Here is a 20,639-nt window from a genome sequence, read left to right as displayed (position 1 = left end):
CACTTAGGAACAAATACAGGCTTTGAATAATCCAATAGCAACAAGCACAAATCCGGCAAGCCCAGCAACGCCTGTTCCTTTAACTACAGTAGCTACCCGGGATAGCGTGAATCGCCGCTTCTCTGTTGCGCCGATGATGGACTGGACCGATAAGCATTGCAGAATGTTTCATCGAACACTCTCCAAAAATGCGCTTCTCTATTCGGAAATGGTCACTACAGGGGCGTTAATCTTCGGTGATAAACATCGCCACCTTGCCTATAACGAAGGCGAGCATCCCGTAGCCTTACAATTGGGTGGAGGCGATCCGGCTGATCTGGCTAAATGTGCACGCCTGGCTGAGGAATACGGTTACGATGAGATCAATCTGAATGTGGGCTGCCCCAGTGATCGCGTTCAGAACAATATGATTGGCGCCTGTTTAATGGAATACCCCGAAAAAGTACGGGATTGTATGTCTGCCATGCTCGACGCTGCAACGATTCCCGTCACCATTAAACATCGCCTGGGTATTGATGAACTTGATAGCGATGAGCATCTCCATCATTTTGTCGATACCGTTAAAGCATCTGGTTGCACCACCTTTATTGTGCATGCCCGCAAAGCCATTTTGCAGGGACTCAGCCCGAAGCAGAATAGAGATGTACCGCCGCTACAATACGAGAGAGTCTATCAACTCAAGCAATTATTCCCTGAGCTGGAAATCATTCTCAACGGAGGCGTCAAAACACTGGATGAGTGTCAGCATCACCTCCAGCATATCGATGGTGTGATGATGGGCCGTGAGGCGTACCAAAACCCCTATATACTGGCTGAGGTAGATAACCGGCTATATGATGATAACCATGCCCTGATGAGTCGTATAGAAAGCGTAGAAGCCTATTTACCGTACATCGAAACACAATTAAAACAAGACGTTTACCTTAATCATATTTCGCGCCATATTCTGAATATATTCCATGGAATGCCCGGGGGTAAACAATTTCGGCGCCTGATTAGCGAGCAAGCGCACAAGCCAGGTGCTGGTATAGAAGTCATTCACCAAGCGCTGTCGAAAATCAAAGACTTTACTTAATCATCAACACATTAACTTATGGAAATCCGCTAATGGAAAGCCAATTACAGCAACTTAAATCAATGACCACCGTAGTTGCGGATACAGGCGATATAGAAGCAATCGCTCAGTTTATGCCTGTCGATGCAACCACCAATCCGTCTCTTCTGCTCAAAGCGGCCAGCCTCCCTATTTACGCACCGCTGCTTGCACAAGCCAAATCCTGGGCGCTACTGCAAAGCAATGATGCAGACGAGCAGTTCAGCCTTATGACGCAAAAACTCAGCGTCTTAATTGGCCTTGAAATTCTTAAAATAATTCCGGGGAGAATTTCCACTGAAGTAGATGCACGCTTGTCGTTTAATACCCAGGCAACACTGAAACAGGCTTATCAATTAATCCAGCTTTATAATGACGCCGGGATTAGCAATGATCGGATTTTAATCAAAATCGCATCGACCTGGGAAGGTATTCAAGCAGCCAGAACGCTGGAGAAGGAAGGGATTAATTGCAACCTGACACTGCTGTTTAGCTTTGCTCAAGCAGCCGCCTGTGCCGATGCGGGTGCCTATCTGATCTCGCCCTTTGTCGGCAGAATACTCGATTGGAATAAGTCGAATAAACCAGATCAGGACTACTCGGGCGTACAAGATCCCGGCGTTGAATCAGTTACCAGTATTTATAACTATTATAAATCTAACGGTTTTAACACCATCGTAATGGGTGCCAGTTTCCGAAATATTACGGAAATACAGCAGCTTGCAGGGTGCGACCGACTCACAATCAGTCCTCAACTTATGCTTGAGTTAGAAAATAGTCATGCACCTCTATTACAAAAACTGAGCGCTGAATCAGCCTCTTCAAAGATATCAATACCTGACAATGATGAGGCTACTTTCCGTTGGCTAATGAACGAAGACGCAATGGCAACAGAGAAACTGGCTGAAGGCATAAGAGGGTTTGCGGCAGATCAGGTCAAATTAGAACAGGTTTTAGCGAAGCTCTGAATAAAGTCCGGATTAAAGTTCTGAATGACGCTCTGAATAAAGTACTAAAAAGCAGATAAAATAAAGGGCTCTTATGCATCCTGCAGCGAGCCCTTCCTTTACATCCTGTAAGTCATCGCAACAATCCCGGAGCAATGGTCAGAAGCACAAATCCATTCGTATAAACAACATCCCTGCTACTTCCCTGACAATTGATATTTTACAGATGCGATAAATAAAGAACATAGGAAAAACTCCTATTTTCTCTCAAGAACACTCACCAGACTATTAAATGCTTCGTAGTTTGAATCATTTAATGACATCAATAATTTGTGAGCATGAATAATACGCCTTTGGGTTTCTTCAACAGATTCCTGAACCATAGGTATTTGTTGTAACTCATATAACGTGTCAGGAAGCGTATCGAGTAAAACAAATATCTGATCGAACCCCATACTTAATAAAGTTCGGGTTATATCTTCATGAGTAGACACCAGAATAGGCTTAGGTAAAGCACAATGCTGCGCCCGAATGGCTAATTTAGCGATCAAACCAAGGGTTGTACTATCCAGACAAGTGGCTTGCGTTAAATCTACTAACACATAACTGCACTTATCTGATGCTAAAACCTTCTCAAGATGCGTATCTAAAGCAGAGCACAAGGTTAAACGTACTTCACCAACAAACTTAATAACATAGTGATTATCAAGAGTCGCATAATAAATAGTGCCGCAGCTCATGATAATACTCTCGTTAATACTTTCGATGAAACTTCCGATGAAGCTCCCGCTGAAATTTTCGAAACCGACATTATGGTGATGTCATCGGGATATTGATCCTGATGTTTATTTTTTTGAAAAATATGAGACTTGAGCCCTTCAAGATCAGCGGCGTTATTATCCACCCAATCAAATAAATTTTGTTCTTTTTCTTTAATAGAAGACCCGGATAACAGATCTAAAACGCCATCTGAGAAAAGAGATAAAGAAAAATCATTATCCAGATCTATCATCTTCTGAGTAAATATAGCCTCGGCAAATAAACCGACCGGCATGCCTCTACCCTGGAGCACTACTGTTTTATGCGCAGACTTATAAATCGGCATAGGATGATGCCCACCCACCGCATACGTTAAGGTGTTTTCAACATGATTAATTAAGCCACAGAAAATCGTCAGGTGTTTATCCAGTGCCAGTGAGTATATTTCTGAATTAATTCGATCCAGCGTTTTTAGAGGAGACAAAATATCATAACTGGAAGCCCGTTTGAAATTACGCAGCAATCGGCTTGTTAGATTTTTCAGGAGAACCGTTACTAACGCAGAGGATGCGCCATGCCCAGAGACATCTGCAAGATAAAATAACGTCAACTCATCATCAATAGCAACGACATCCACAAAATCTCCGCTAACGATTAATGACGGTGTAATGCTGTATTGAAACTCTATATCGTGAATAACTTGCTGTGGAGCCGGAAGCAATCGCCCCTGAACCTGGTAGGCTGCGCGCTGATCGTTTTTTAGCTCCTCAAGAGACATTTCAAGCCCTTGCCGATACACAAGCCGCTCATAAAGCAAGCGGCATCGGGTTAGCTTTTTCTCTATTGAAGCATTAAACGTGGACTGCTCACACTGAAGAGTTTCAAGATAAAACACATCGTCGGCACCGGCTCTTAACGCTTCAATGACAGACACCACACTATTTTCACGCAAGATGACGATAACGGGAAAGCGCTCATCCTCAGCTAATCGGTCTATCTGTTGCAAGCTCAACCGATCTTCAATACAAATGATATAAATACCATAGTGCTTAAACAACGGGAGTGTAACGGATAAACCTTGATCAACAGCATTAACATCTGCACCACCCAGCACTGACCTGACTAAAATCAAATCTTCATTATTAAAGCTAATGAGTTGGATGCTTGATAAGTGATTCATCATATAAAGTGGAATAATCTGTCAGCGCTAATTATCGTTAAAAATCTTCCTGGTTAAATTTACTATCCATTTGCCCGTCTTTAACAACAAACTTACGCTGCTGCAGATAAGCATCTCGAACAAAACTATATTCGTCCCCGGCAATGAGTTTTTCTGTCGAGAAGAAGCCTACGCGCGTATCCAGCAGATCAATTCCATATCCCGCATTACGGCTAGGAATATGATCAACCTCACTCGCCCACACATTGGTATAGCTATCCGGTATTCTTCCAAGACCATCGCGCACCGAACTAGGACCTAAAAACGGCAGCACAACATAAGGACCCGACGTCACTCCCCAATAACCTAATGTCTGCCCGAAGTCTTCATCTGTACTTTTAAGTCCCATTGGCGTAGCAACATCAATTAAACCAGCCAGGCCAAACGTAGTATTAAAGACAATACGGGAAAAATCAGTTGCTGAGGCCTCTAGCTTAAACTGCAACAGATTATTCGCTAACGAGGTTACATCGCCGAGGTTTGAAAAGAAATTATGGAAACCTGTTTCGATGATGTCAGGCGTGACCGCCTGGTAACCTTTCGCCAGCGGTTTTATAACTATACGATCAACGCCCTTATTGAAACCATAAATACCTCTATTCATACCTTCCCAAGGGTCTGCTTTAACACTTGCCTGTGCGCCAGAAACAACAAAAACAACGCTTAACGCAGCACAGCCACCTAACACAACGTTTTTACTTAACCCAGCCATTCGCTTACTCACCATCGGAAATTCCTGCCACAACATAAACTTTATTAATTGTAAGGCACTGTGCTGAAAAATAAAATCAAACTCTTACCTAACTTTTAGTAAACTCTTCTAAACTCTGCTAAAACGCAAAAAGACTCCCGAAGGAGCCTTTTAAGAGAGTAACTAATCTAAGTTCAGATTAGAAATCTACGCGCATACCAGCAGAGAAAGTATCGCCGTTACCAGCAAGTTCTGCATCGTCGTTTGCTTCTTTGTAGTTAGCAAATAAGCGAGCTTGCTTGCCCAGAGTCTGCTGAACTTCGAGACCGTATATTTGAGCATCGTTACCCATATCAGCAATGTTAGCCAATACTTTAGTATCGCCGAATGCATAAGAACCGGCTAACTCGTAGCTATCATCATCATCATTTGCAACAGAATCTTCATGGTTCTGATACAAAGCAGCAACATACAGAGCGTCAGCAGCATAAGCTACAGAAACAGCAGTTCTGTCCATGTCTTGAGCAGTCTCAACACCAATGAAAGATGCAGCAGCAGTGAAGCCAGCTACAGAGTACTTAGCAGCAACGTGGTAAGAATCAGCATCTTCGTCATCTGCTACAGCATTAACAGTAAATGAAGTGTTTGGAACAGCAGCTGCACCTGTTACAGAGTTGTCGTTAGCTACAACAGCTAAAGCAGCCTGAAAGCCACCCATTGCAGGAGTAACATAAGAAATCACATTGCTTGCGCGGAACACATCTACTGTTACAGCAGTAGAAGTACCATCCAGAATATCAACAGCGCCAGTTACGAAGCTGTATTCAGGAGTCCACTGCTGACCGATTGCAGCTGTACCGAAACCACCTGTCAAACCAACATAAGCCAGACGACCTTCGCCGAAGTTAGCTTCGTTAGCTCCAGAACCGTTAATTTTCCACTCACCACGGTAGATAGCTTTTACGCCATCAATGTTAGTGTCTACAGAACCCTTGATACCAACACGTGAAGCGTTATCAGCAACGTCCAGTGATTTACCATCTTCAGCTACTGCCATCAGACGTAAAGAACCGTAAAGTGTAGCGTCAGCCTGTGCAACCATTGGAGCAGTCAGAGCACCAGCAACAGCTAGAGCGATCAGTGACTTTTTCATCAATATTTCCCCTTCAAGATTCAACATAATAGTAGTGAATTCAAGTTTTTCTTAATGCCCGCTCTTTTACAGAACAGTACGAACTAAGAAAGTACTATAAATTTAAAATATTTCAAACAGATGAAAGTGTTTTTTTCAATTTTTCTTTCATATGTTTATAAAATTCTCTAATTTTTTCTTCTAACAAAGCCATGTAACGCTGAAAATCCTGACCTGTTATTATCTAAGCCTTTACTCCATCAAAACTATGTTTTAATGGTTATGCTTAAATTGGATGCATTACAACACAGCGAAGCAGACTCCGCAACCTTATTAAAGTTTCCTATAATTGTTTTATAACAGAAACCAATCTTACGTTGACCTTAATCACTTTGTATCGCTTTCCAGCGCTGCTTTACTCGCTTTTCAGAGACACTTTCTGCTGTACCTAACTGCTGCGCAAAAAGCGAAACGCGGTATTCCTCAAGATACCAACGAAAACTATTAAGCTGTTCACTTATTTGCTCCGTCATTCCACCTATTTTATTTTTATGCTCTTGCAGCGTATTATATCCGTTCCATAGCTGCTGTAACTGATCACTCAATAAGCGTTGACGTGGAATTTCCCGCGGGAACTTTTCGAGGCGCATAACTATAGCCTCCATATATCTTGGGTAGTGAGTCAGCTCCAGCCACGATAGATGCAATAAATAATGCTTATGCAGTAAATTTTCTAATTGGCTTTTTATGTCATTTAAAATTGTCACTGCTTCAAAAGAAACACTACTTTTTACCTGCTTCAGAATAGCGTGATACTGCTGGTGTATTTTAAAAACAAGCCCCGCTAATTCAAGCACCGCCGCATGCAGCCCTACTTTGGCTATCGCCACCCTATTCTCAAATTCTTTCTTAGAGCTGGGTAAGTTTATATCTAATTGCATAGCGCGGCGAATAGCATGGAGAATGATATCGTTTTCCAGTTCTTTTTTAGTGTAAATTTTACTCGCAAACAAAACACTCTCATTGAGACGCGGTATTTTTGACCGGGAAAAACGAATCTGTTGCCCCATTGCCAACATAGCTAAACGCGTAACACCATGAATAGACTGCTGTGTAGCTTCTGCTTTATTCATGGCAAGCGTTAATTCCACGCTATCTTTACGATCCACCAGCATAGGCCAGGCATCCAGCATGATTCCACCGGCCTGGCGTAATTGTATTTTCTCGGCCAGATCACCAAAGTCCCATTCGGTAATACCTTTTTTACCCCAGCTATCTTCTGGCCCTTCTTTAATCGCCGCATCTGAGTGAGAGCCATACTGCTCACACAACACGCCCCAATCCCTGCTTTGCGTTACTAGCACGCCGGTATCATCGACTAACTTAATATTGATACGGTAGTGATCATCCAGCTGAACTTCTGCCAACTCCGATACTGCTAACTTTACACCGCTCATACGCAATAATTGATGCGCCATGGCTTCATACACATCGCCATCTCCGAAAACGATAGCCTCCGCTAGCGCACCCGCATAATCAGGTACAGGCACAAAGTTCTTACGCCGCTGCTTTGGCAAACCCTTGAGCAGTGCCATATATTTTTCTTTAATCATACCCGGCACCAACCACTCAAGACGCTTAACCGGTAGCTGTCTTAATAATGCCAGCGGTACAGAAATTGACACGCCGTCATCAATAGCTCCCGGCTCAAAATGATAACTTAATGCCAGTTTTATACCTTTCCAGGATAGCTCGTCGGGGTAGTCACTCAAAGACACATGAGAGGTTGAGCGTTGCAGCAGATCGGCTTCGGTCAAATAAAGCGCATTCTCACGCTTGGCTTCTGCGCCTTTACGCCATTTTTCAAAACCCGCACCATTAACAATGTGCGTGCCATCGAGTTCTATAAATTTTTGCGCATAAAAGTCGTACAGGGTGTCTTCATCCACCAGCAGATCTTTACGCCTTGATTTGGCCTCCAGCGTTTCTATCTCACCAAGCAAGGCCTGGTTATGCTTAAAGAATGCACCTTTGGTATCAAAATCACCCTCGACTAAGGCTGACCGGATAAAAATCTGATGTGATTTTTCGGGATCAATCACGCCGTAATGTACTGGCCGCTTGGGTATAATCAGCAGTCCGAACAACGTCACCTGCTCTATCGCAACCACCTGCGCCCGCTTTTTTTGCCACGCAGGTTCGAGGTAAGTGCGTTTGACCAAATGCGCGGCCAGGGGCTCCGCCCATTCCGGCTCGATACGCGCCACCATACGTGCATACAACTTGGTAGTTTCTACCATTTCCGCCGCCATGACCCATTTAGGCGGTTTTTTGAACAACGCCGAGGCCGGAAATATATTGAAACGGCGGTTGCGGGCACCCAGAAACTCTTTGTTTTCCTGCTTAAAACCAATATGACTTAACAGGCCGGATAACAAGGATACATGCAGCTCCCTATAGCCTGCCGGTTCTGCGTTTTCCTTTAATCCCAGTTGTTTAGCAGCAAGGTGCAACTGACGATGCACGTCACGCCATTCACGCATGCGCATAAAGGAAAGAAAGTGTTGCTGGCAGTATTTACGCAACTGGTTCTGCGTAAGCTCCTGGCGCTGCACCTCGTAAAGACCCCACAGGTTCAACAGCGTGACGAAGTCAGACTGATCATCAGTATAATGTTTATGCTTCTCGTCGGCAGCCTGCTGCTTATCCATTGGACGTTCACGCGGGTCCTGAGCACTTAGCGCACTGGCAATAATCAAAACTTCTTTCAGCGCACCCTGTTTTTCTGCTTCAAGAATCATGCGGCCAATACGCGGATCAACCGGTAACTGGCTAAGCTTTTTACCGGCAGGCGTCATCTGTCGGCGAGCATTCACCGCCCCCAGCTCTTCCAGCAAATTAAAACCATCGCTGACAAAACGACTATCAGGCGGATCAATAAAAGGAAAATCAGCAATATGCCCGAGTTTCAGGTTAAGCATTTGCAGAATGACAGCCGCCAGGTTGGTACGCTGAATTTCGGCGTCGGTAAACTCTGCCCGCTGTGTAAAGTCCTCTTCACTGTAGAGACGCACACAGACACCGGCCGCAATACGTCCACAGCGGCCTGCACGCTGATTAGCGCTAGCCTGAGAAATAGCCTCTATCGGCAACCGCTGCACTTTGGAGCGGTAGCTATAACGCGAAATACGTACGACACCTGTGTCTATCACATAACGGATATTCGGTACCGTCACCGACGTTTCAGCCACGTTGGTGGCTAATACGATGCGTCGACCGGTAGCGCGCGCGCCCTGAAAGATCCTATTTTGCTCGGATACACTTAAACGCGCATACAACGGCATGATCTCGGTATCGCGTAACTGCGCTTTGCGTAGTAGCTCTGCGGCTTCTCGGATTTCACGCTCGCCACTGAAAAATATTAATATGTCGCGCGGGCCGGTGCGTTTATCGGCTTTATCGAGATCTGTTATTTCCTCTACGGCACTCAAAACGCCCTGCTGTATGGTTTTGTCCTGCTGATCCTCTTCATCACTTAGCAGAGGCCGGTATAACACATCTACAGGGTAAGTCCGACCTGACACCTGAATAATAGGAGCATTACCAAAATGCTCGGAGAATCGCTCCAGATCAATGGTTGCGGAGGTAATAATCAGCTTAAGGTCAGGCCGCTGTGGCAAAATTCGCTTGATATAGCCCAGCAGGAAATCAATGTTCAGACTTCTTTCATGCGCTTCATCAATGATGATGACCTGGTATTTTCTCAATAATGGGTCATGTTGAGTTTCAGCCAGTAAAATACCATCGGTCATCAACTTAATCAGCGAGTACTCACCTACCTGATCGGTAAAACGAACCTGATAACCGACCTTTGCCCCCACCTCCGACTGCAGCTCTTCAGCGATACGCGTTGCCACTGTACGGGCCGCTAAGCGACGCGGCTGTGTATGACCAATTAAGCCTTGCGAACCATAACCCAATTCAAGGCATATTTTAGGTAGCTGAGTAGTTTTACCTGACCCTGTTTCGCCCGCAATTACCACTACCTGATGCTTGCTGATAGCGTCTTTGATCTCTTCTTTGCGATCCGCTACCGGTAGCTCGGGGTAATGAATCGTCCCGATCGACACGCGACGTAACTCGACCCGCTTCTGACTGGCGTCAATCTGCGATTCTATGTGTGATCGCATCTCATCAATCGGCTGATTCTTTTTAATCCGGTCAAGCATCTTACGGATACTATTGTGCAGACGAGGCTGATCCATCGTCAGACAGGTATCAAGTCGCTCAATAAATGCAGACATTGGCTCAGATGTTGACGGCGGCGATGTTGACGGAGATAGTCGTTCTGTATTGTCTTTCACTAGATTCACATAAACTGTTTTAAAGGGAGATGGGCGTAAAGGGAGGTGCTTTTATAAATGATGCTTATTAGGCGTCAATATATTGAAAACACTTTATAGATGCCGACCATGTTTCGAATGCTGCAAAATATAGATTTCTTCTTCTCTGAGCTGTCGCCGCAGTACTTTTCCTACTGCATTATGAGGTAAATGCGTTCTGAATTCGACTAATCGTGGTACTTTATAAGAGGTTAAACGCTCACGACAATAACCGCGGATATCACGTATCGATAACCGTGGGTTTGATGAGACAACATAAACCTTGATATGCTCGCCCGTGACATCATCGGGTATACCTATGGCTGCGCACTCTAATACATCGGGGTGACAGCTAATGATTTTTTCCAATTCATTCGGGTATACCGTAAAACCTGAGATGTTAATCACATCTTTTTTACGATCAACGATCTGAATATTACCCTGCTGATCAAGCCTGGCAACATCCCCTGTTTTAAGCCAGCCATCCACTAAAACCTGGTCAGTCTCTTCTGGCTTCCCCCAATAACCCTGCATCACTTGTGGACCTTTAACCCATAACTCTCCCGTTTCGCCATAGGAAAGTATGTCACCTTCTTCACCTATTATTCGAACCTGCGTATCACGCAATGGCTGACCCACAGTTCCGTGCGCAATGGCATTCGGACGATTGGCGGTTACCACGGGAGACGCCTCGGTTAAACCATAGCCTTCCAAAATCCTGTTACCCGTGACAGCTTGCCACTCAACGGCCGTTGATTGAGTCAATGCAACGCCACCCGAGATAGTCGCTTTCAAGCGGCTAAAATCCAATTGTCCAAAAACTGTATGTTGGCATAAGCCAACAAAAAGGGTATTCAGGCCAGCTAAAAATGTAACGGGGTACTTTGCAAACTCAGCGACCAACGAATCAAGGTCTCTGGGATTAGGAACTAAAATCATGTGACTGCCTTGAGATAACATAACAAGACAATGAAAGGTCAGAGAATATATATGATACATAGGCAAAGGTACGCATACGATTTCAGCCCCGGATTCAACCATATCCTCAAGTAAATCATTAATTTGCTGCATATTTGCTATCAATTGAGCGTGTGTCAGCATCACACCTCGTGCCCGTCCTGTGGTACCACCGGTATACTGTAAAAAAGCCAGATCGTCAGATAAAGTCGCTCCGCTCTCCCACCGCCTTGCCTCGCCTATTTTCAACGCTTGTCTGAAATTAATCGCATGAACGAGATCCTTAGGCAGCGCTTTGTGTGCACTACCCCAAGGCTTAGTTAAGCGTTTAGTTATAACATTCCAATATCGAACAAAAGGAGAATGGCAATCAGCGACGCCCGTAACAACAACCTCTTCTATCATGGTGGCATTCAGAACTTCTGCTAAATTACCCGCAAGATCAGAGAGTAGGACTACCGCTTTAGCGCCGCTATCATGTAACTGATATTGCAATTCAGGTGGCGTAAACTGCGGATTCATATTAACGACCACCAGACCTGCTTTTAATGCCCCAAAGAGGACGATAGGAAATTGCAGCAAATTAGGTAATAAAAGAGCAATGCGGTCACCCCGCACCAATCCTGTATGATGCTGCAAATAACTGGCAAAAGATGAACTGAGCCGGTCCAGTTCAAAGTAACTCAGCGTTGCGCCTGCATGGCTAAACGCTGGATGATCTGCATAGCGATGACAGGTCAATACCAGCAAATCAGTAATGTTTGAAACGGGCAAATCCATTTTCGGGCTCAAATTATTACGATCCACTATTTATTACGATCCATTATCGGTAAAGGAAACGGTTATAACCAATGAAGTTAAAGAAGCACTGCTATAACAATAATCACTGATTACTGCTGAGGTTATAGCGCCCTGATTAAGGCGCTCGATGATCCTGAGCCAGCCCTTCGTGAAAAACCACCAACTCGCCAGCGTTTAGTCTGGTCCAGGCCTCATTAGCCGTCAGGGGTTCCGTCGCAACCACTGTGACGACATCGTTGTTCGTTGTTTCTTGGCAAAAATCAACGGTTAAGTCATCATCTTTCAGGCTCGCCTCCCCAAAAGGAGCTCGCCTCGTTAACCATGACAATTTTGAAGAGCAATAAGCAAATAAATACTGAGACTCCGATAACAACATATTAAAGACGCCCATTGATCGTAATTGCTCACAACACTGATGGATAAACGTAGTCAGCTCATCAAAATTATCGGGCCGTTCTGGAAATGTCAGACGTATCTGATCAAGCAACCAGCAAAATGCATACTCACTATCGGTACTACCTACCGGCTTATAGAAGATCAAAGGCAGATCAAAAATTCGCTTATCCAGCTGACCATTATGTGCAAACGCCCAACTATAGCCCCATAACTCACGAATAAACGGGTGAGTATTCTCCAAACAAACCAAACCTACATTGGCCTGACGAATGTGACTGATAACAACCAGGCTTTTTATGGGGTGGTTTTTTATAAGCTGGGCTATGACAGAATGGCAACTAGGCGCCGGATCATGGAACGCCCGGATACCTTTTCCTTCATAAAATGCAATACCCCATCCATCACGATGCGGGCCTGTGCCACCTCCTCTCTGCATCAAACCACTAAAACTAAAGCAGATATCGGTAGGCACATTGGCACTCATGCCTAGTAATTCACACATAATTCAGATCGTCTTTTTATCGGATGATGTCAACGTAATTTTATCCGGTAACGAATCTATAGCGTCAACACCGGATTCAAATTCAGGAATTTTAATAGCAGGATAAGCAGGCGCTTCATTCTGACGACGCTCACCCTCAAAACAACCGGCCGGATCGATGCTCATTAATTTGCTGAGCACGGTAGCACGCACTCGCCCCCCTCTTTCGATGTGTAACTCATCGCAAACAATTTCACCTTCAAGCAGGCCACTGACAGTCATATGCTTGGCTTTAATGATGCCTGAGACATGCCCTGTCGCACCAATCGAAATATTATCCAGCGATTTAATATTTCCTTCAAATACGCCATCAATATGCATCTTTCCTATGATGTTCATTTCACCAGAAAGCTTATTCCCCTCAGCAATAATGGTTATGGCTGAGCGATTTGATTTAGAGGATACAGATTTTTTAAAGATGCCCATTTAACACTCTTCACTTTTGTAAAAATTGAGTCAAAGTTAGCGATATTCCAGGCAACAAAAGGTGCCGGATTAATCGCTGAATAGAGGTGCCTGACCTCATAATGCAAATGAGGGCCTGTGGTTCTACCCGTATTCCCACTTTCACCTATTTTTTGCCCCTTATGAATGAACTCGCCGCTATTCACATCGATGTCATTCAAATGACTATAAGTAGTTTTGAATCCGAAATCATGCAGAATCACCACCTGTTTACCATAACCATCATGTTGATTACCGGCAGATTCAACCACTCCATCAGCGGTTGAATACACCGGCGTACCTACATCGGCTTTATAATCTATACCACTATGCAGGATACGTTTATGTTTTGTCGGATGCATACGCATGCCAAAACTATCGCTGATCCGTATAGCCTGTATGGGCACACCATTCGGGATACTATTCAGCATAAATAAACGCTGATTTGCCATCATCGTTAGTGATTCCAACCTTTCTGTCGACAAATCACCCGTTGGTTCTACATTTAAAAGTGTTTCCAACCCATTTAAGCTTGTCCCTAGTGTCGCACTCAACTCACCTATACGATTATTGCCTTCGTAAAGTTCATCTCCCATACGAATGTTTTCAGCCTTTAATTTATCTCGCTGGCTGGCCACACGCGACAGCGATACACTAAGCTGGTCTAACTCATTTTTATATAGATTCTGCGTTCCCAGCATCATTTCATATTGATCGTTAAGCTGTTCATGATCTTCCACCAAATCCGCCAGATCATCCGATGTCTTCACCAACAACCAGTTCGAAATAAAAAAACTGACAGCAGATAACGCTATAAAAAATATCACCAGATAGCGAGCTACCTGTCCCAAAGAGTATTGACGGGAACCACGTACCGTCGTTAACGTAACGATCAATTTATTCTTCAATCTCTGATCCCTAAAACTTCATCAGGCAGCTGCAAATATACGCATAAATTTTAGAATTGTCATAAAACACCCTGATATTAACCTTTGGATGTTACCCAATAGTCTAAAAATTAAACCAATTGCTTATAGGCGACTATGACTCCGATGGAAAATATGGTTTATGTTCTGTATTTCTGAATCGGTTTCCCCCCAATCAGTGATGTTATTATATTAAAAAAGGAAAGTAGGGTATGAGTCAGCATGATGTAGTTTTTTTAAGTGGCGTACGTACAGCCATTGGTGGTTTTGGTGGTAGTTTGAAAACTAAAACCCCATGTGAGCTTGCAGCAGCCGTTGTAGAAGAAGCAGTTAAACGCTCTGGAGTGGAGCCCGCTGCTTTTGGGCACAGTGTTATCGGTAATGTTATCCACACTGAACGCCGTGATATGTATATAGGCCGCGTTGCTGCTGTTAATGGTGGCTTGCCACATGAAACACCGGGTCTTACTGTAAACCGCCTGTGCGGTAGTGGCTTGCAAGCAATTATTACCGCTGCCCAACAGATCGAGTTAGGCCAGTGCTCTGCAGCTGTCGCTGGAGGAGCCGAAGTAATGAGTCGCTCTCAATACTGGATCCCAAGCGCTCGCTTTGGACAACGTATGGGTGATGCCGAAATCGTTGACGCCATGGTAGGTGCCCTTACCTGCCCATTCGATGATACTCATATGGGTATCACCGCTGAAAACGTCGCGGAGAAATGGAAGATCAGCCGTGAAGATCAAGATGCGCTGGCGCTGCTAAGCCATCAGCGTGCCGAAGCAGCGACAACCTCAGGTCGCTTTAAAGATCAGATTTTACCGATTGAACTGAAAAGCCGTAAGGGCAGTACTTTTTTCGATACCGATGAGCACACTCGCAAGGGCTGTACATTAGAAGACATGACGAAATTACGTCCTGCATTCAAGCGCGACGGTAGTGTAACGGCCGGTAATGCTTCAGGCCTGAACGATGCAGCAGCAGCGGTTACTCTAATGAGTTCCGACGAAGCAGCAAAACGCGGCCTTAAGCCAATGGCACGTCTGGCTGGTTATGCCTTTGCAGGTGTTGAACCAAAGTACATGGGTATAGGCCCTATTCCCGCTGTTCGTAAATTACTGGACAATGCGGGCCTTTCTATCAGCGATATCGATGTTTGGGAAGTAAACGAAGCATTCGCAGCGCAAGCACTGGCTGTGGCACGCGATTTAGACCTGCCTGCCGATAAGGTTAACGTTAACGGTTCGGGTGTCTCTTTGGGCCACCCAATTGGTGCTACTGGTGCAATTATCACTGTTAAAGCACTGTATGAACTGCAACGCGTTGAAGGACGTTATGCGGTTGTTACTATGTGTATCGGTGGTGGTCAGGGGATTGCCGCACTGCTAGAGCGTATTTAACTTAACTGCTAGAGCACATTTAACTTAAGAGCGGCTAATATCTGTTTCAGATATTAGCGTCAGGAGCCTCTGTTTGAGGCTCCCTTTTTTTAAGGATTTTTCATTTCAAGCTTACGTCATTTTTATTTTAAGACAGCATATAGCCTTATATTACGTCCTTTGACTTCTCTACTATTTCATCATTCACAATTCTGTAACACGGCTCATATTCTTCGTGGTTGATTTTCATACGTTTCTGCTCAACAAATGAAGATAGCAACTCATCTAATGAGTGCATAATATCCTTATCCCCTGTCAGCTCAAAAGGACCATATTGTTCAATAGCCAATACGCCGGGCTCTTTAACATTACCTGCAACAATACCTGAAAGCGCCTTTCTTAACTGAGCCGCCAAAATATAATCAGGCTGACCTTTTCTGAGATTTAACTGCGCCATCTCTTTATGCGTTGGTTCAAAAGGCTGCTGGAACTCATGAGGAATGTGCAACTGCCAGTTATAGTGATATGACTCGTCTGTTTGGTTACGATAAGCTAATACACTTTCAAGACCCGCCTTCATTTTCACAGCAACATCATGCGGATCCCCGACAATGATCTCGTAACGTTGTGCCGCGCGCGCTCCGATAGTTGCTTTAATGAAACGATCGACCGTCTCAAAATATGCCTCACTGCCTTTTGGCCCTGTAAAGATCAGAGGAAAGGGTACATTTTGGTTTTGAGGGTGCAGAAGAATCCCCAGCATATAAAGAATCTCTTCAGCCGTACCTGCTCCCCCCGGAAAAACAATGATGCCATGCCCTAAACGTACGAATGCTTCCAATCGCTTCTCAATATCAGGCAATATGACGAGTTCATTGACGATAGGGTTAGGTGATTCTGCTGCGATGATCCCGGGCTCAGTCAGGCCGATATAGCGAGGATTATGTTTCCGCTGTTTCGCATGGGCAATCGTGGCTCCTTTCATGGGTCCTTTCATCGCGCCAGGTCCGCACCCTGTACAAATATCGAATGATCGCAAACCCAGTTCGTAACCTACCGTCTTTGTATAGTCATACTCGTCCCTCTGTATAGAATGACCTCCCCAACAGACAACCAGGCTGGGCTCCACATGAGGCTTCATAGCGGCAGCATGACGTAAAATATGAAACACTGTATTGGTGATACGTCCCGACGCATTCAAACCGGCAGAACCCTGATCCAGTTCGTCACCGACATACAATAAATCTCTTAACACGGTGAACAAATGCTCACGAATACCTTGAATAAGCTGACCATCAACAAACGCCGAAGCAGGCGCATTAATCAACTCCAGCTGTACACCTCTATGCTTAGTTTTAATCCGAATATCAAACTCACGAAAGCGATGCAGTACAGTACGCGTGCTATCAAGCTCACTTCCCGTATTCAAAACAGCTAGGCAACATTGACGAAATAACCGATACAAACCGCCCTGACTCATATCTTGTAATTTTTCGACCTCATGTGGAGAGAGGGTATCCATGCTCTCCAAAGGCGTCACACTTGCATTGATAAAATATTCGGTGATCATATACACCACTCTCCTTAAAAATAAATTACGATAGGCGTTGTCGATTACCCGCCTAGCGTTTCAACATATTATCCATATACCATTCAACATAGTTCACTTTGTCACGTTGGTATATCTATATATAACAAAAACTTATATTTTCTCAAGATTGCTGATCTGCAATTATTTTATCCACAAACGCCGGCACCTGCTCACTGGCAAGGCCATAATAATGTGCCTTGAAATGAGACTCTTTTCTTGAAGGCTCCAGATTAATTTCAACGCTGTGAGCACCCGTTTCATTGGCAATTTCAACGAACCCGGCAGCCGGATACACATGCCCGGACGTTCCGATAGACAAAAACAAGTCACACTGACTTAAGGCCCGATAGATTTCATTCATTTGCTTCGGCGCTTCTCCAAACCAGACAATATCAGGCCGTAAAGTTCCCCTTAGCCCACAACAAACACATCGGTCTTCATGCCCGACAGGACCCGCTACTTCAAAAACATAATCAGAACGAGTACAACGAACATTCAACAGCTCGCCATGCATATGTATAAGCGCCTCACTGCCTGCACGTTCGTGCAAATTATCCACATTTTGTGTAACCAGAAGAAATTCGCCCTGAAATGCTTTTTCCAGACGCGCTAAGGCTTTATGTGCTTCATTTGGCACAACGCTCGAATCGGATAACTGTGCACGCCGGGCATTATAAAAACGGTGCACTCGTTCCGGGTCACGAAGAAAACCGTCAGGCGTTGCTACATCCTCAATGTGGTGATCTTCCCATAATCCATCACAGGCTCTGAATGTCCTTATTCCTGACTCGGCAGAGATACCCGCCCCCGTTAACACGACGATTGACTGATAACTCATTTACTTCCCCAATAGTTGACCGCAAGCCTCAAACATTAGACTATCATGGATATTGAAGGTCTATTAAGTTTGTCATTCTCTGTTTCGGCTGCAAAAGGATAGAGCCATGAGCGCAACAAAACTCTATATTCTCGACACAAACGTACTGCTGCATGATCCTAAATGCCTGTTCGCATTTAAAGAACAGGACATCTGTATTCCGATGACCGTTCTTGAAGAACTGGACGACATTAAGGATCGTAAAAAAAATGTTGCTCAGGAAGCTCGCTATGCGATTCGGGCCATAGACAATATTTTATCAACGGCAACGTCTCCATCGCAAATAACGAAAGGAGTACAAATTGCTTTACCGGGTAAGGACCGGGAGATCAGACTCGGAAAACTCAGTATTTTTCCTGATCATGAGCTCACAACAAAGCCGGGCTTTCTCAGCAGTAATAAAAAAGATAATTTAATCATAAACTGTGCGCTGCACTTACAGTCTACAACCACACATCAAGAAGTTATTTTAGTCACAAAAGACATCAACATGCGCTTAAAGGCAATGGGTGCTGGCCTGGAACGCGTTGAAGATTATCGCACCGACCAACTCGTCTCTGACATTGACCTGCTGCCTGCCGGTCATGCCCACTTAGATGGTACATTCTGGGAACAGGTAGATCAGGTAAAAAGTGTTCAGGAAGAGGGGAACACTTATCATTATATTGATAAAACGCTTATCCCTAACGCGTATGTAAGCGAATACATTTTTGATGATTCTAAAGATTTTGCAGCGCGCGTAGTCTCCATCGATGATAAACAGATCACCTTACTGGATCTTGGCTACGATCACCTGATGCAGCAAAGCTGCTGGGGTATCTCCCCCATTAATATCTATCAGGCATTTGCCATGCAAGCCGTTCTCGATCCCGCTATTGATCTGGCTATTCTCAATGGCGCCGCAGGATCAGGAAAAACCTTAATCGCCCTGGCATCTGCACTCGAAATGGTCATAGAGGAAAAGCGTTATAATAAAATTATTGTGACACGCTCAACACCACCGGTTGCAGAAGATATTGGCTTTCTTCCGGGCACGGAAGAAGAAAAAATGACTCCGTGGATGAGTGCAATAAATGACAATCTGGAAGCGATGCATGAAAATGATGAACGCCCTCTGAGCAGTGTTAAATACACCATAGAAAAAGCGAATATTCAGTTTAAATCTCTTAATTTCATTCGCGGCCGAAGTATTCAGAACGCGGTTGTCATTATTGATGAAGCACAAAATTTAACGCCATCACAGCTAAAAACTATTCTCACGCGTTCAGGCAAAGGCACTAAAATGATTTGCCTGGGAAATCTGGCACAAATTGACTCCAACTATCTAACACCGCTAACGTCAGGGTTAACCTATATTGTCGAACGCTTCAAAGGTTTTGACGGGGCGGCTAACGTTCACTTTGAAGGCATATTCCGTTCAAAACTGGCAGAGTATGCAGAAGAGCACCTCTAAAATCAGGTTATTAACGGTTATAACAGTTGTCAGAATATCGCTTCGGCAACTGTTATTCTATTTTCATTCGGTTTATTAGCTCGTATGATTGAAGCATAATCAAACATATGGACTTCTAAAATGAGTAACGATATCGCTGGCGCAGAGTTTTCATCGAACCCACTTGTTGATTTCAGCCCACATGGAATAGTGGTAGTTGATAATGCTCACGTTATTTATGCCAACGAAGCAGCAAGCCATGTTTTCTATACTCCGGTATCTGAACTCATATTAATGACACTGTCTGATTTAAATCAATCGCAGGAAACGCTACAGAGTCTGCTTAATTATGCGAAAGCGGCCATCGCAGAACAGACTATTCAAACTTATCAGATAGCATTAATGAGCGGTGCAGGTCTGCGCTATTACTCAACCACTTTTCATCCTGATGGTCATCGTATCTATATCTATTTTCAGGATATTAGTGCTCTGATTCAAACAGAACGTTCACTACAAACCAACACGACTCATGATTCATTGACGGGGCTTTTTAATCGACCACAATTATTCATGATGGCGACTCAGGATATTGCCCGATCTAAACGCTATCGCACCCCTTTGTCCCTGCTTGTTATCAACATCGCCAATATTCGCAGCATCAATCAAAGCTACGGCTACGCCATGGGTGATCATGTATTGATCAATGTATCCAGAGCGTTACAAGACGCGCTTAGAGAGTCAGACTACGCCGCGCGACTCGATAATAAGAGTTTTGTAATCTGCCTGATAGACGCAACACTTGAGCAAACAGAGATCGTTGCCAATCGAATAAACGCAGTAATTAGCGAACGAAATATTCTTATTGCTGATACCGCTATTACTATTGAACTGGCATACGGTCACGCTCAATTCGATAATGTTACTGACCACCAATTTGATAACCTGCTATTACGAGCAGAAAAAAATTGCGATGAGCTATAACATGTTCGTAAAAGCAATAAAAACCGTACTAACAGGTCTTATCCGACTTTATCAATATGCAATCAGCCCCCTGCCAGGTAACATTTGATGACCT

At 44.4% G+C, this 20,639-nt stretch carries 16 protein-coding genes; 5 read left to right on the top strand and 11 right to left on the bottom strand.

The features are described from left to right. Positions 1 to 22: 22 nt before the first annotated feature. Both dusA and tal read left to right on the top strand, forming a co-directional pair. On the top strand, positions 23 to 1,075 hold the full coding sequence (gene dusA, locus Nant_RS01945; RefSeq protein WP_420798922.1) for a tRNA dihydrouridine(20/20a) synthase DusA: 1,053 nt from the start codon (positions 23 to 25) through the stop codon (positions 1,073 to 1,075). 32 nt (positions 1,076 to 1,107) lie between these two features. Continuing rightward, positions 1,108 to 2,061 carry a transaldolase gene (tal, locus tag Nant_RS01940; protein WP_054339953.1) on the top strand — a complete coding sequence of 318 codons (954 nt, stop codon included), beginning with the start codon at positions 1,108 to 1,110 and terminating at the stop codon, positions 2,059 to 2,061. A gap of 236 nt (positions 2,062 to 2,297) precedes the next feature. Here tal and Nant_RS01935 read toward each other — a convergent pair whose 3' ends face one another. The 9 genes from Nant_RS01935 to Nant_RS01895 all read right to left on the bottom strand — a co-directional run bounded on the left by Nant_RS01935 (position 2,298) and on the right by Nant_RS01895 (position 14,270). Further along, a complete protein-coding gene (locus Nant_RS01935) occupies positions 2,298 to 2,780 on the bottom strand; it encodes an STAS domain-containing protein (RefSeq protein WP_054339952.1) in 483 nt (160 codons plus the stop codon). Next, a complete protein-coding gene (locus tag Nant_RS01930; protein ID WP_054339951.1) occupies positions 2,777 to 3,982 on the bottom strand; it encodes a PP2C family protein-serine/threonine phosphatase in 1,206 nt (401 codons plus the stop codon). The genes Nant_RS01935 and Nant_RS01930 overlap by 4 nt, the downstream gene beginning before the upstream one ends. Positions 3,983 to 4,016: 34 nt before the next feature. Further along, positions 4,017 to 4,745 carry an MlaA family lipoprotein gene (locus Nant_RS01925; protein ID WP_082400016.1) on the bottom strand — a complete coding sequence of 243 codons (729 nt, stop codon included), beginning with the start codon at positions 4,743 to 4,745 and terminating at the stop codon, positions 4,017 to 4,019. 163 nt (positions 4,746 to 4,908) lie between these two features. After that, entirely contained in the window at positions 4,909 to 5,862 is a 954-nt protein-coding gene (locus Nant_RS01920) for a porin (RefSeq protein ID WP_054339950.1), read from the bottom strand. A 362-nt stretch (positions 5,863 to 6,224) separates the two neighbouring features. Next, a complete protein-coding gene (gene hrpA, locus Nant_RS01915) occupies positions 6,225 to 10,205 on the bottom strand; it encodes an ATP-dependent RNA helicase HrpA (RefSeq protein ID WP_338011152.1) in 3,981 nt (1,326 codons plus the stop codon). A gap of 93 nt (positions 10,206 to 10,298) precedes the next feature. After that, positions 10,299 to 11,987, bottom strand: coding sequence for an AMP-binding protein (locus Nant_RS01910; RefSeq protein WP_238377043.1), 1,689 nt, complete (start codon positions 11,985 to 11,987; stop codon positions 10,299 to 10,301). A gap of 109 nt (positions 11,988 to 12,096) precedes the next feature. Further along, positions 12,097 to 12,879, bottom strand: a complete 783-nt coding sequence (locus Nant_RS01905) for a class II glutamine amidotransferase (RefSeq protein WP_054339948.1) — start codon at positions 12,877 to 12,879, stop codon at positions 12,097 to 12,099. A 3-nt stretch (positions 12,880 to 12,882) separates the two neighbouring features. After that, the gene (locus Nant_RS01900) at positions 12,883 to 13,344 is read right to left on the bottom strand and encodes a bactofilin family protein (protein WP_076496096.1); all 462 of its coding nucleotides are present in this window, start codon (positions 13,342 to 13,344) and stop codon (positions 12,883 to 12,885) included. Continuing rightward, on the bottom strand, positions 13,293 to 14,270 hold the full coding sequence (locus Nant_RS01895) for a M23 family metallopeptidase (RefSeq protein ID WP_054339947.1): 978 nt from the start codon (positions 14,268 to 14,270) through the stop codon (positions 13,293 to 13,295). Before Nant_RS01895 ends, Nant_RS01900 begins: the two co-directional genes overlap by 52 nt. Before the next feature lie 230 nt (positions 14,271 to 14,500). On the opposite strand from Nant_RS01895, the gene bktB reads away from it, so the two are divergent. After that, the gene (gene bktB / locus Nant_RS01890) at positions 14,501 to 15,685 is read left to right on the top strand and encodes a beta-ketothiolase BktB (protein ID WP_054339946.1); all 1,185 of its coding nucleotides are present in this window, start codon (positions 14,501 to 14,503) and stop codon (positions 15,683 to 15,685) included. Between the two features lie 145 nt (positions 15,686 to 15,830). Here bktB and ppnN read toward each other — a convergent pair whose 3' ends face one another. Then, positions 15,831 to 17,234, bottom strand: a complete 1,404-nt coding sequence (ppnN, locus tag Nant_RS01885) for a nucleotide 5'-monophosphate nucleosidase PpnN (RefSeq protein WP_054339945.1) — start codon at positions 17,232 to 17,234, stop codon at positions 15,831 to 15,833. A gap of 142 nt (positions 17,235 to 17,376) precedes the next feature. Beyond that, positions 17,377 to 18,093 (bottom strand): Sir2 family NAD+-dependent deacetylase, encoded by a 717-nt coding sequence (cobB, locus tag Nant_RS01880; RefSeq protein WP_054339944.1) that lies wholly within the window; start codon positions 18,091 to 18,093, stop codon positions 17,377 to 17,379. 106 nt (positions 18,094 to 18,199) lie between these two features. Between cobB and Nant_RS01875 the strand changes: the two genes are divergently transcribed. Beyond that, a complete protein-coding gene (locus tag Nant_RS01875; protein WP_082400010.1) occupies positions 18,200 to 19,585 on the top strand; it encodes a PhoH family protein in 1,386 nt (461 codons plus the stop codon). Positions 19,586 to 19,705: 120 nt separating this feature from the next. Beyond that, positions 19,706 to 20,545 carry a sensor domain-containing diguanylate cyclase gene (locus tag Nant_RS01870; protein WP_054339942.1) on the top strand — a complete coding sequence of 280 codons (840 nt, stop codon included), beginning with the start codon at positions 19,706 to 19,708 and terminating at the stop codon, positions 20,543 to 20,545. The last annotated feature ends 94 nt before the right edge of the window (positions 20,546 to 20,639 follow it).

The organism is Neptunomonas antarctica (assembly GCF_001305295.1).
Taxonomy (GTDB): Bacteria; Pseudomonadota; Gammaproteobacteria; order Pseudomonadales; family Balneatricaceae; genus Neptunomonas; species Neptunomonas antarctica.
The sequence above is the reverse complement of the archived record's forward strand: the minus strand, read 5'-3'. Positions and strand labels throughout refer to the sequence as shown.

Bases quoted from the DNA above. Each gene is read 5' to 3' on its own strand.
- ppnN (WP_054339945.1), bottom strand. From the start codon at position 17,234: ATGATCACCGAATATTTTATCAATGCAAGTGTGACGCCTTTGGAGAGC.
- Nant_RS01875 (WP_082400010.1), top strand. From the start codon at position 18,200: ATGAGCGCAACAAAACTCTATATTCTCGACACAAACGTACTGCTGCAT.
- bktB (WP_054339946.1), top strand. From the start codon at position 14,501: ATGAGTCAGCATGATGTAGTTTTTTTAAGTGGCGTACGTACAGCCATT.
- Nant_RS01920 (WP_054339950.1), bottom strand. From the start codon at position 5,862: ATGAAAAAGTCACTGATCGCTCTAGCTGTTGCTGGTGCTCTGACTGCT.
- Nant_RS01870 (WP_054339942.1), top strand. From the start codon at position 19,706: ATGAGTAACGATATCGCTGGCGCAGAGTTTTCATCGAACCCACTTGTT.
- Nant_RS01930 (WP_054339951.1), bottom strand. From the start codon at position 3,982: ATGATGAATCACTTATCAAGCATCCAACTCATTAGCTTTAATAATGAA.
- Nant_RS01905 (WP_054339948.1), bottom strand. From the start codon at position 12,879: ATGTGTGAATTACTAGGCATGAGTGCCAATGTGCCTACCGATATCTGC.
- Nant_RS01925 (WP_082400016.1), bottom strand. From the start codon at position 4,745: ATGGTGAGTAAGCGAATGGCTGGGTTAAGTAAAAACGTTGTGTTAGGT.
- Nant_RS01900 (WP_076496096.1), bottom strand. From the start codon at position 13,344: ATGGGCATCTTTAAAAAATCTGTATCCTCTAAATCAAATCGCTCAGCC.
- tal (WP_054339953.1), top strand. From the start codon at position 1,108: ATGGAAAGCCAATTACAGCAACTTAAATCAATGACCACCGTAGTTGCG.
- Nant_RS01935 (WP_054339952.1), bottom strand. From the start codon at position 2,780: ATGAGCTGCGGCACTATTTATTATGCGACTCTTGATAATCACTATGTT.
- cobB (WP_054339944.1), bottom strand. From the start codon at position 18,093: ATGAGTTATCAGTCAATCGTCGTGTTAACGGGGGCGGGTATCTCTGCC.